This window comes from Acidimicrobiales bacterium (genome assembly GCA_041394265.1).
Taxonomy (GTDB): Bacteria; Actinomycetota; Acidimicrobiia; order Acidimicrobiales; family SZUA-35; genus JBBQUN01.
On record JAWKIO010000001.1, the window covers coordinates 1 to 11,017 of the forward strand.

Sequence of the window (11,017 nt, forward strand, 5' to 3'; positions counted from 1 at the left end):
CCGAAAACGCCGAAGGGGCCTCGCCGAGGCAAGACCCCTTCTGAGCTGCCATTTCCTAAGTGGCGGGGGCGGGATTTGAACCCGCGACCTTCGGGTTATGAGTGCACCGACGCCCGTCGGAGCTGGTCGGCGCTCATCGGTGTTCTTCCTGATGGACGAGCGGATTGAGGCCATGGAGTCGCGCTCTCGTAGGCGTTGGTAGGAGCCCGTTTGTGCTCGTCGTGTTGTACGACTGTTGTACGGGAGAGTTCCCGAGCGCCGGCACTCCGTTCGTCTGCACTGGTGGGTGCGAGTCGTGCTGACGCGGTGCTGACAGGGGCCCGGTCAGGCGGCGTCGTCGCGGCCGAGGTGGATCGGGACCCGACGGTCGTCGTCGTCGAACACGGCGACGAGTTCGAGGCGGGCGCCGAGCGCTTCGAGGTACTGGCGCAGCGTCGACACGCGCACGTCCTCAGAGTGCTCGAGCTTGGAGATCGCTCCCTGGGTGACGTCGAGACGGCCGGCGAGCTCGGCCTGGCTGATCGCCTCGCCGTGGCGGAGCTCGTAGAGCCGGATCTCCTCGAGCGTCTCGGCGCGTAGACCGGCGAGCCGTTCGACAGCGCCGGGCTTGGCGACCACGGTGTCGCGGAGTTCGGAGAACTTGGTTCGTGCCATCAGATCAGTCCTTCCTCACCGAGTTCCCGCAGGTACTCGTCATACAGGTCATCAGCAAGCGGGACCGCCCACTCGTACCAGTCGTTCCACTCGCCGGTCTTGTCGCCACCGAGCAGCAGGATCGCCTGGCGCCGCGGGTCGAACGAGAACAGCACCCGCAACGCTCCACCTTTGGCTGCTCGCAGTTCTGGTCGGTGACCTCGACCTCCCACACCCAACCAGTATGAGATATTACTCCTGATGAGTCAAGGCTCATGGTCACTCGCTGAGAGCTCATCCGACGCACGAGGCCGCTTGCACCGCTCGACCAACCGGGATTGCCCGCACGTGACGGCTATCGTGGTCGGCATGTGGCAGCTCTACCTGTGATCTGACGGACGCACCCCCGCCGATGTGGTGAGTGGGTGTTCGGCGGCGCCGTGTCCTCGGTTCCGCTTGTCTGTCGGTCGCGCCCGGCAACCCGTTTCGGGGCTGGGAGAAGGAAGAGCTCTCATGTCCATCCACAGCATTGACCGGGCGCGATCGCGCCCGCAGTTGGTGACGTCTGGCGTCCGCGTCGAACGCGGTGGCCGCCAGGTGCTCGCCGACATCTCGATCACCGTCACCGCCGGCACCCGACTTGGCGTCGTCGGAGAGAACGGGCGCGGCAAATCCACGCTTCTCCACGTACTCGCCGGCCGGCTTCGACCCGACGCCGGCGAGGTCACACGCATCGGCAGTCTCGGCATCGCCGAGCAGGAGATGACCGTCGACCGAGGCAGGACCATCGGCGATCTCGTCGACATCGAGCTGGCCGACACACGGGCAGCGATGCGCCGTCTCGACGCCGCCACCAGCGCATTGGCCGAGAGCCGAGCAGGCGCTGACGTCGAGTACGCCGCCGCGCTCGACGACGCCACCGCGCTCGACGCGTGGGACGCAGACCGACGAGTCGACATCGCACTGCAGGAACTCGGCGCGATCACCGACCGCAGCCGCCGGCTCACCACCATGTCGGTCGGGGAGCGCTACCGGGTCCGCCTTGCCTGCCTCCTCGGAGCACACCACGCCTTCCTGCTCCTCGACGAGCCGACCAACCACCTCGACCAGCACGGCCTCGAGTTCCTCACCGACGTCCTGCGCTCGACCAACAGCGGGGTGGTGCTCGTCAGCCACGACCGGGCACTGCTCGCCGACGTCGCCACCCACGTTCTCGACCTCGACCCCAGCATCGACGAACGCCCACGTCTCTACGGCAACGGCTACACCGGCTACCTCGAAGGACGCACACGCGAACGAGTTCGCTGGGAGCAGGCCTACGAACGCCACCAGATCGAGCAGGCCCGGCTCGCCGACGACCTGTCGACCGCACAGAACCGCCTCCAAGCCGGATGGCGACCTCCCAAGGGAACCGGCAAGCACCAGCGGGCAACACGTGCACCGAGCCTGGTGCGCGCCGTCAACCGACGCCTCGAGAACCTCCACGCCCACGAAATCACCAAACCGCAGCCGCCGCTGCAGTTCCGCCTTCCCGAGCTCCCCACGATGCGCGGCGTCACCCTCCTGCACGCCGAGCAGATCACCGTCGCGAACCGGCTCACCACGCCGGTCACCGTCGAGCTGTCCTCGGGCGACCGGCTCCTCGTCACCGGACCGAACGGCAGCGGCAAGTCAACCCTGCTCGCCGTCCTCGCCGGCCACCTCCACCCCGACCACGGCCACGCACGTCTCGCCGCCGACGCCCGAGTCGGACTCGTCGCGCAGGAGTCCCCGTCGGCCGACCGCCGAACCGCACGCGACGTCTACCGAACACGCCTCTACGAACTCCTCAACAACGGGCTGACCGAGGCCGAGACCGTGTCGCTGCGCTCCCTCGGCCTGCTCCAGTCCGCCGATCTCGCACGACCCGTCGCCGAGCTGTCCATGGGCCAGCAGCGACGCCTCGACCTCGCACTCGCACTCGCCGCCCGACCACACCTCCTGCTCCTCGACGAACCCACCAACCACCTCTCCATCGCGCTCGTCGACGAACTCACCCAAGCCCTCGACACCACCCCAGCCGCCGTCGTCATCGTCACCCACGACCGCCAACTCCGACACGACCTCCAACACTGGCCCACCATCGCACTCCCACAACACCCACGTCACCGGGAATAGATCGGGCTTCGGACCACTCAGTCACTCGCGACCTCCACACCCACACCGCGTACGTATCGGCCCAGCGTCGCCACCTCGTGCCACACGACCCCACACCGAGCGCCGTCATCGTCCGGGGAAGCCCTCGATAGTCATGTGCTCACTGGTCCTGTCCGGTCTTCGGGTCGTTGCGCCAGAGAAGGTGGTGGGTGACGCCGCTGGGACTGGGGATGGTTTCGTGGTGGAACCGATCGTCGAACTCCTCGGGGGATTCCCACAGTCGGACCCCGCCGCCGAGCGTGATCGGAGCGACGACGACGTGGAGCTCGTCGACAAGCCCTGCCTCGATAAACGACCGGACGGTCGTAGGGCCGCCGCCAACGCGAACGTCGAGTCCCCCCGCGGCGACCTTCGCTCGCTCGACGGCCTCGACTGGTGAAGCGTCGAGGAAGTGGAACGTAGTGTCAGCGAGTGTGATCGATGGCCGCTCGTGGTGGGTGAGCACGAACACCGGTGTGTGGAACGGTGGAGTGTCACCCCACCAGCCCGTCCACTCGTGGTCGGTCCACGGACCGCGCTGGGGGCCGAACTTGTTGCGACCCATGATCTCGGCGCCGATCCCGATGGCGAAGTCACGCTCGAAGTAGTCGTCGATGCCACGAGATCCGCCGGGCCCGGTGCGGCCCGGCCAGCTCGCCGTGTCGAATCTCCAGGCCATCAACTCGGTCGGGTCGGCGTGGCCGAAGGGCCGCTCGAGGGTTTGCTCCTCGCCGGTCCCATAGCCGTCCTGGGAGACGGTGAAACTCTGAACTCTGACCCGTTGCGCCACACGCACTCCCTGTTTTGGTCGACTGGTTGCGAACTGCAATCAGTCGGCCCGACTCTAGTTACACTGCTTTCATGGCGCAACCGGTCGATCATGAGGAGTTGACGGTCCCTGACGGACGATCGGGCTGTCCGATCAACATGACCATGGAGTTGCTCGGCGACCGTTGGAGCCTCGTCGTGCTCCGCGATGTGATGTTCGGCGGGCGCACGAGGTTTCGCGAGCTCCTCGGCAACTCCCTCGAGGGCATCGCCAGCAACGTTCTGGCATCTCGCCTCGCGAAGCTCACCGACGCAGGGCTCCTGAGCCGCCACCCGGTTCCCGGTCACCGTCAGAAGGTCGACTACTTCCTCACCGAGGCCGCAATCGAACTTGTTCCCTTGATCGTTCAGCTCGGGGCCTGGGGCGCACGTTGGCTCCCCACCACACCGGAGCTGACCATCCGTGCCCAACTCCTCGCCGACGGCGGCCCCGACATCGCCGAGCGCTTCATGGACGAACTGCGGCGCATCCACATCGACCGCCAGCCGCCACCAGACGACGGGGTCCTCGCCGAACTCGACGCCGCCTACCACCACACCATGGCGCAGTCGTGACGAGCGGCCCTACGAGCTCGACCACACAGAAAGACGATGAAGCGCGCTCGTTCTGGAACGCGATATCGACACTTCCGGTCGCCGGGAGCGTCGTCGCCTTCGCGTTCTTGACCGCGATGTCCGGCTCCGGCGGCGACAGCTCTCGACACCGTCGAACTCCCGGACGTGTTCCCGCTTGCCGGCCGGCGTGCTCGCCAGCGGGGATGCGGAGCCGCTGGAGCGTCCAGGGCGGTGAGCACGCGGTTCACCCAGCGCTGACGTGTGGTGAGCCGCCAGTCGTCGACGTCCTCGCGGTCAGCACGGAAGCGCTCGGCGGCTCGACGCAACTGCTCGAGATCGACATCACCCGACACCGACACCACGCTGGCGCCAACGCCACCGATCCCAGGCGACAGCGACCACCAAAACGGCTCCGACACCTGGCAGCGCACCCACCGCCGGATGCCAACCACCGACCAGCGATGCGACGCCGCCAACCACAGCAGCCGGGGAAATCCTCCCTGCACGACACGCACGTTGCTCACGCCGGCGCGGGCGACGTCGACGGACTCGGAGCCGAGCGAGCATCGTCGACGTGCGGGCTACCTCTCCCGCTGGGCGCGCTTGTCGCACTCGCGCTGCGCCGACCCCAGCGAAGAGATCGAGCGGGTGCTCGCTCTTGGCGCTGTCCAGATCGCCGATCGCCGCAACGGCGATGGGAGTGGTTGGATGGTGCTGGCCGATCCGGAAGGGAACCGGTTCTGCATCGTTCGGAGCGACGAAGAATGTGCGGTGACCTCGGCCTAGGTGTCGGTTCTCCGCTCGTCGCAACGGCCAGGGAGGTCAAGTCGATGCATCCAGGTCCTGTGCGACGTCGTTCACGCTGGCCGAAGGCGCCGAGTTGTCCTACCTTGCAGCTGGTGATCCTCGCCGACCTTCGGTGCTCTTGATCCACGGGTTCGCGAGCTCGGCCAACACGCTCCGCGACGTGATCGGCCCACTCGCAGAGATTGCCTACGTCATCGCTCCTGATCTGCCCGGGTAGGGTCGCTCCGACGTGTTGCCGCATGCCACGTTCGACCGTTACGCCACCGCCGTTCACGAACTGCTCGTTCATCTCAACGTCGGTGATCGCTTCGTGTACGTGCACGACTGCGGCGCGCCCGTGGCCTTGAGTATCGCCATGGGTGAACCAGAGCGCGTCACGGGATTGATCATCTAGAACGCCAACGCACATTGCAGGACCTTCCGCGGATGGAAGCCCACGTCTTCGACGCTGGCCACTTCCTTCTGGAAACCCACGCCGCACCCGCTGCAATGCTGATGGTCGACTTCGTGGAGCAGGTCACGCGGACAGCATGATTCGCGGGCACAGGCATTGCGCGATGAAGGCCCACAAGCCTCCTCGCACAGCCCAGGCCTTCGACGTCGGGGCCGAGCTCATTCGAGAGCCGCGGTGGTGGTCCACAGGTGTCCGTCGGGGTCCGCGAAGAGAGCGGCGTAGCCCCAGGACTTGGACTGCGGGTCCTCGAGGACACGACCACCGACGCCGCGGACCCGTTCGACGAGGTCATTCACCTCGTCCTGACCGTGGGCGGCCACATCGAGCAGACATTCGGTCAGTCCTCGCTCGGCGACCCGGTGTTCTCCGATGACCCCCGCGAAGCCGTCAGCTGGGATCAGCATGAGCTGCACACCGTCGGCCAGTTCGAAGGCGAGCGGTTCGGGCAAGCCGTCGTCGGCGACCGGGCCGACAGCGGTGAGCCGGAGCGCCTGTCGGTAGAAGTCGAACGAGGCGCGACGGTCAGCGATCGGCAGAGCGATGGTGAAGTGCATTTGCCGACGGTACCTACCTCATCGATGCGGCGGGGCCGACGGGGGTTCGATCGCGGCCAATTCGTCGATGTGGAGCACGCCGACCGGCGTGCGCAACGTGCCGCTCTCGGACAACGACGAGTTCGGTTGGGCGTGAGTTGTGCTCGCGCCCCCGGGATGCCTGCACCAGACGTGACCTTCGGGTTCGGACCCGAAGTGCAATCCGTTGTACTGCTGTTGTACGAGACCACGGATCGCGACCAGCAGAGAGGCCCTGCCGCCGGAGCGGAAGGGCCTCTGAGCTGGTTCTTTACTTGGTGGCGGGGGCAGGATTTGAACCTGCGACCTTCGGGTTATGAGTCGCGTGGCCTCCATACGAGGTTGTAGGCGGCCGACCGCATCGGTCCTGTTCAGAGGCTTTTCCGCAGGGATGTCGGCCTCGTCTCGTTTGCACTGGTGTGCGCTCGTTGGTGCCTGTCGTGTTGTACGTATGTTGTACAGCACACGCCGTCACACACGCCGTCATGAGTCGACCATCGCTGTGAGAAGGTGCTCCGTGAGCTCTTCTTCGTAGACGGCGAGGCCGTGCTTCTCCATGGCGTCGGCAAGCTCCGGATCCCATGGCGTGGCCGGCAAGACTCCGCCGAGCTGGGGCCGCTCGCGCTGCATACCGCGGCTCGCAGCGTCATGGAGTTCTGAGGTGGTGTTGTCGCGCCGGCGGATCAAGACGGCGTCCCCCGCAGAGACTGTGATCGGATGCTCGGGTTCGTCGTCGAAGACGAAGCTCACGGTGCCGGAGTGGACCACGAGGCGACCCCACACGCCATCGGCCACGCGGTGGGCTCGCAGCAGCCCGGCGGGAACCGGTGTCGTTGTCGAAGATGTCGGTGGCGCGGATGCGTCGAGCCTGCCGGCAGACACGGTTGGTTCATCGGAGAACTCCTTCGTCGGACGACGCAGACGCGCCGGGTTCGGCTTCGAGATCGAGTCGGGGCAGGATGCGGTCGAGCCATCGCGGCAGCCACCAGTTGGGATCACCGACGAGCGCCATCGTGGAGGGGACGAGGACCATGACGATGGTGGCGTCGACGGCGACGGCGGTGGCGAGACCGATCATCATCTTTGACTCACCGGGTCGTCGCTGGCGACGAAACCGAGGAAGACGCTGATCATGATGAGTGCGGCTGCAGGATGACCTCGGCGGTCGCGCCGAGGCCTTCGACGACGCTGTCGATGTTGGAGTGTCCTCGGTGGTACCTCGCGGATGCGGGAGAGGATGAACACCCTGCGAGTCCATCGACAGCCCGAACAGGATCGCAACATCATCATCGGAACGAACGACGCGATGGGGACAGCTTCGGTCATTCGATGAGCGAACGTCCCCATCCCTCATTGAACACCGCGACGACCACGCCGTAGGCGGCGCCGATCGACAACAGGTTCAAGATCGCGGCCTTGAGCGGGACGAGGATCGATCGGAACACGATCATCAACAACAGGAACGACAGCGACACCACGGCTGCGATGGAAATCAGGGTATGGTGCGGCGATCTCGTCGGACTGATCGATGAAGCGAGGTGGGTCCGCCGACGAGGCCCGGCTCCGGTGCCCGTGGTGGCGGCCGGGAGCAGGTCGTTGCGGAGTCGGTGGACGAGGTCGCTGGCCGCCTGGTCCTGGGGCTTGCGGGTCGGGATCGCCGTGATGAGCGCCGTGTCGCCGGTGGCGTTGAGCTCGGGTGGTGAGACGGCGCGGACTCCCGGGTCTGCGGCAACGGAGGCTGCTCAGTCGTCGAGCACGGTGGGGTCGGGGTTGTCGCCGAGGTCGACGGCGATGAGGAGCGGCCCGTTGAATCCGTCGCCGAAGCCGGCGGCGAGGAGGTCGTAGGCGTGGCGATGCGTGGTGGTGGTCGGATCGGAGCCTGCGTCGGCCGGCCGAGCCGCATGTCGAGCATCGGGATGGCCAAGGTCACGAGCACGACGGTGGCGCCGATGCTGGAACGCCACGGGTGATGCGCAACTCCATCTCGCCCAGCTCACCCAGCCGCTGTGAGTCACCTCGGTCGACTGACGGTGCGCTGATGCTTGGGGAGAATGCGGTGACGGGCAACGCTGAGCAGAGCCGGCAGTGAGGGTGATCGCGACGAGCACGGCGACGGCGACCACGATCGAGGCGGAGTAGCCGAGCGTTGGCGACGAACGGGATCCCGGCGAACGGTAAGCTTGAGATCGCCACCACGACCGTGCCACCGGCCACGACCACGGCTTGACCTGCGGTCGCGCTGGTGCGGCCGATCGACTCGTCGACGTCCATCCCATGCGCGAGGTGATCGCGGTGGCGGCTCAGCACGAACAGAAGCAAGGTCGATGCCCACCTGGAGACCGATCATCGTGCCGAGTCGCGGTGCGATGGAGGATGTCGATCAGCCCGCCCAACAGTCCGACGATGGACAACCCTGTCGCCAGCCCGGCAACTGCGACGCCCAACGGCATCACGGTGGCGACGACGGCTCCGGAAGGTGACGAAGAGGCACGACCAGTGCAAGCATGCCGATCATCTCGGCGGGACCCTCGGAACGTTCCTTCGCACCTGTCGGGAGTCGCCCTGGAACTCGACCTGCACCCCGGCCTGCCCGCTGGCGTCGCGGTGTCGAACAACTCTCCAACGTGGCGCGGCCGAGCTCGGCGGTCGAGCCGTCGAACTGCACGGCCGCGAACGCGGTCGAGCCGTCGGGTGAGATCGCACGTGGGCCGGCGAGCGGGTCGGTCACGGCCAGAACATGTTCGAGCGATGCGACCTCGGCGATCGTGGCGTCGATCGCTGCGGCCGTGGCTGGCCGTTGACGGTGCCATCGTCCACGTGGAACACGACCATCGCGGTTGCTCCGGCACGTTCAGGGAAGCGTTGCTCGAGCAGGTCGACCGCTGCTGCGATTCCACACCTGGCACCCGGAAGTCGTCGACCGCATCACCCTGGCGACCCGGTTCAACCCCACCAAGCCCAGCACTGCCACCACCCACGCCACGAGAACCAGCCGATGATGGGCAGCGATCCAACGACCCAATCGGTACAACCCGTTCGACACGACACACCTCCTGCGCTCACCATACATGCAGTCACTGCATTTTTGCAATGGCTGCTCTTTTCGGTATCCTGTTCACGTGGCCGAGCCGACCGGACGACGAGAACGGAACAAGCGCGAGCGCCGGCGCAGACTCGAGGACGCCGCGCTCGAACTCTTCGAACGCGAGGGCTTCGACAAGACGACCATCGAGCAGATCGCGGTCGAAGCAGAGTTGGCGCCCCGGACGTTCTTCTCGTACTTCGCGACCAAGGACGACCTCGTCCTGGCCGACTACAGCGAACGCCTCGAACGCATCCTCACCGAGCTCGAGCAACGCCCAGAGGACGAACCGGCATGGGACGCGCTACGCGCGTCGTTCGCCGCGGTCGCCGCCGACTACGAGTCAGAACACGACCGGATCCGACGACGGTTCACGATCATGGCGAGCAACCCGTCCGTGTTCGCCCGAAGCCTGCACCTCCAAGCCGGTTGGGAACAGGCGCTCACCCAACGTCTCACCACACGACTCGGCGCGCGGGCCGACGACCCCGCACCACGCCTGCTCGCCGCGACGGCGCTCGCCGTCATGCGCGCCTCACTGCAGCACTGGCTCACCACGCCGCACACCCCCGCACTGCCAGCTCTGGTCCAGAGCGGCTTCGACCAACTCGCCAGCGGCCTCGGCACGCACTGAAGCTGCTCCCCATCGGTGCCGTGCCGGCGGTCGCCGGGGATTCGGTGGCTATCCGTGTGGTGTTGTTCGACGGGACGTGGCGAGGTGCCATGCGAGTCCGACGAACGTGACGGTCCACGCAGCGAGGGCGACGACGAGTTCGATCTTGGGGAGCCAGGCGAGGGCGTCGAGGTCGATCGCAGCGTTCATGCGGTAGGTGGCGGCGCCGTACATGCCGAGGGGGAAGACCATCGCCCAGTAGCTGGGGTGGTAGCGGAGCGGGACGCGGCGGACGAGGTGACGCCAGATGCCGATGGCGATCATGAGCGGGAACCAGAACGTGGCGGTGGCCCAGGCCGTCACGACCAGTCCTTCGAGGAAGGGGGCGAGCCGGGCGACCCGGTCGGGGGCCTGGTCGGCGGCGAGGAGGATGTTCGATCCTGCGAGGACGGTGATCGCCACGGCGCCGGCGGCGATCCAGGCGGGCGGGTCGGCTTCGGTGGGGTCGAGTGGATTGAACGTCCAGCGAAGGAACACCATGGTCATGACGATGAGGTAGAGCACGACACCGAGTGCGAAGGCTGCGATCGCGGTGAAGGCGAGGGTGTCGCTGTCGGTGCGGGTGAGGAACAGTCCGGCGACGACGGCGATGGACTGGGTGGACACGGTGAGCAGGAACCAGCTGCCGTTGATGCCGCCCTGCAACCCGGGTTTGTCGCGGTCGGTGACGACGGCGATGAGGGTGGTGTAGACGAATGCTGCCCAGAGCACGAGGCTGGCCCACCACAGCGCCCACGCGAGGTTCCACCAGCCGTGGATGACGATCGACGCGGAGGCCAGCACATTGGTGGCGGCGACGGTGGTCAAGAACGCGAAGCCTTTGGCGTGGTTGGTGACGTCAGCGGCGAAGTTCGACCAGTACCGGATCATGCGTGAGGCGAGCAGCACGGCGAGCACGACGTACGCGAGCATCGTGATCACGTAGAGGCCTTGGGCGAGCAGGTCGAGGTTCTGTTGGTCTGCGCCGATCGCGACGATGCCGGTGGCCATCACGAGCGCGAAGTAGCCGGGGAACAGCGTCGCGATCGGTGATGACGGGGTGTCGGCCATCGAGTTCTACGGTCGGAGGTAGCGCAGGAAGCTGGCGGCGGCGGCGAACAGCACGACGGACACGATGGCGGTGGCCCATGCGAGGCCGGCTTCGTCGGCGAGGAACGCTTCGGCGGCGACGGTGACGAGGAAGACCTGCATCGCCATGAGGATGATCACGTAGATCAGGACAGCCGACGAGGAGCGGC

The 11,017-nt window shown here is 66.6% G+C and carries 15 protein-coding genes; 5 read left to right on the plus strand and 10 right to left on the minus strand.

The window, feature by feature from the left end; all coding sequences use genetic code 11:
• Nucleotides 1-324 precede the first annotated feature (324 nt).
• Both R2733_00005 and R2733_00010 read right to left on the minus strand, forming a co-directional pair.
• Complete coding sequence (locus R2733_00005) at nucleotides 325-654, minus strand: XRE family transcriptional regulator (protein ID MEZ5374858.1); 330 nt, start codon at nucleotides 652-654, stop codon at nucleotides 325-327.
• The gene (locus tag R2733_00010; protein ID MEZ5374859.1) at nucleotides 654-866 is read right to left on the minus strand and encodes a type II toxin-antitoxin system RelE/ParE family toxin; all 213 of its coding nucleotides are present in this window, start codon (nucleotides 864-866) and stop codon (nucleotides 654-656) included. Before R2733_00010 ends, R2733_00005 begins: the two co-directional genes overlap by 1 nt.
• A 280-nt stretch (nucleotides 867-1,146) precedes the next feature.
• On the opposite strand from R2733_00010, the gene R2733_00015 reads away from it, so the two are divergent.
• On the plus strand, nucleotides 1,147-2,790 hold the full coding sequence (locus R2733_00015) for an ATP-binding cassette domain-containing protein (protein MEZ5374860.1): 1,644 nt from the start codon (nucleotides 1,147-1,149) through the stop codon (nucleotides 2,788-2,790).
• A 139-nt stretch (nucleotides 2,791-2,929) separates the two neighbouring features.
• Here the strand turns inward: R2733_00015 and R2733_00020 are convergent, their stop codons facing one another.
• Nucleotides 2,930-3,598 (minus strand): dihydrofolate reductase family protein, encoded by a 669-nt coding sequence (locus R2733_00020; protein MEZ5374861.1) that lies wholly within the window; start codon nucleotides 3,596-3,598, stop codon nucleotides 2,930-2,932.
• Between the two features lie 71 nt (nucleotides 3,599-3,669).
• On the opposite strand from R2733_00020, the gene R2733_00025 reads away from it, so the two are divergent.
• From R2733_00025 to R2733_00035, 3 genes are all read left to right on the plus strand, one after another.
• Entirely contained in the window at nucleotides 3,670-4,191 is a 522-nt protein-coding gene (locus R2733_00025; GenBank protein MEZ5374862.1) for a helix-turn-helix domain-containing protein, read from the plus strand.
• Nucleotides 4,192-4,632: 441 nt separating this feature from the next.
• Nucleotides 4,633-4,977 carry a VOC family protein gene (locus R2733_00030; protein ID MEZ5374863.1) on the plus strand — a complete coding sequence of 115 codons (345 nt, stop codon included), beginning with the start codon at nucleotides 4,633-4,635 and terminating at the stop codon, nucleotides 4,975-4,977.
• 250 nt (nucleotides 4,978-5,227) lie between these two features.
• A complete protein-coding gene (locus R2733_00035; GenBank protein MEZ5374864.1) occupies nucleotides 5,228-5,392 on the plus strand; it encodes a hypothetical protein in 165 nt (54 codons plus the stop codon).
• Between the two features lie 218 nt (nucleotides 5,393-5,610).
• On the opposite strand, the gene R2733_00040 is transcribed toward R2733_00035, so the two are convergent.
• The 5 genes from R2733_00040 to R2733_00060 form a co-directional block, all read right to left on the minus strand.
• The gene (locus R2733_00040) at nucleotides 5,611-6,006 is read right to left on the minus strand and encodes a VOC family protein (protein MEZ5374865.1); all 396 of its coding nucleotides are present in this window, start codon (nucleotides 6,004-6,006) and stop codon (nucleotides 5,611-5,613) included.
• Nucleotides 6,007-6,507: 501 nt separating this feature from the next.
• Nucleotides 6,508-6,906 carry a DUF1971 domain-containing protein gene (locus R2733_00045; GenBank protein ID MEZ5374866.1) on the minus strand — a complete coding sequence of 133 codons (399 nt, stop codon included), beginning with the start codon at nucleotides 6,904-6,906 and terminating at the stop codon, nucleotides 6,508-6,510.
• A gap of 7 nt (nucleotides 6,907-6,913) precedes the next feature.
• Complete coding sequence (locus tag R2733_00050) at nucleotides 6,914-7,105, minus strand: hypothetical protein (protein MEZ5374867.1); 192 nt, start codon at nucleotides 7,103-7,105, stop codon at nucleotides 6,914-6,916.
• 241 nt (nucleotides 7,106-7,346) lie between these two features.
• Nucleotides 7,347-7,502: a hypothetical protein gene (locus R2733_00055; GenBank protein MEZ5374868.1), complete on the minus strand. Its 156-nt coding sequence runs from the start codon at nucleotides 7,500-7,502 to the stop codon at nucleotides 7,347-7,349.
• 264 nt (nucleotides 7,503-7,766) lie between these two features.
• On the minus strand, nucleotides 7,767-7,988 hold the full coding sequence (locus R2733_00060; GenBank protein ID MEZ5374869.1) for a hypothetical protein: 222 nt from the start codon (nucleotides 7,986-7,988) through the stop codon (nucleotides 7,767-7,769).
• 1,155 nt (nucleotides 7,989-9,143) lie between these two features.
• On the opposite strand from R2733_00060, the gene R2733_00065 reads away from it, so the two are divergent.
• The gene (locus R2733_00065) at nucleotides 9,144-9,740 is read left to right on the plus strand and encodes a TetR family transcriptional regulator (GenBank protein ID MEZ5374870.1); all 597 of its coding nucleotides are present in this window, start codon (nucleotides 9,144-9,146) and stop codon (nucleotides 9,738-9,740) included.
• Nucleotides 9,741-9,788: 48 nt separating this feature from the next.
• Here R2733_00065 and R2733_00070 read toward each other — a convergent pair whose 3' ends face one another.
• Both R2733_00070 and R2733_00075 read right to left on the minus strand, forming a co-directional pair.
• Nucleotides 9,789-10,829, minus strand: coding sequence for a tellurite resistance/C4-dicarboxylate transporter family protein (locus R2733_00070; protein ID MEZ5374871.1), 1,041 nt, complete (start codon nucleotides 10,827-10,829; stop codon nucleotides 9,789-9,791).
• A gap of 6 nt (nucleotides 10,830-10,835) precedes the next feature.
• A partial coding sequence (locus R2733_00075; GenBank protein ID MEZ5374872.1) for a DUF6755 family protein occupies nucleotides 10,836-11,017 on the minus strand: 182 nt, incomplete at its 5' end.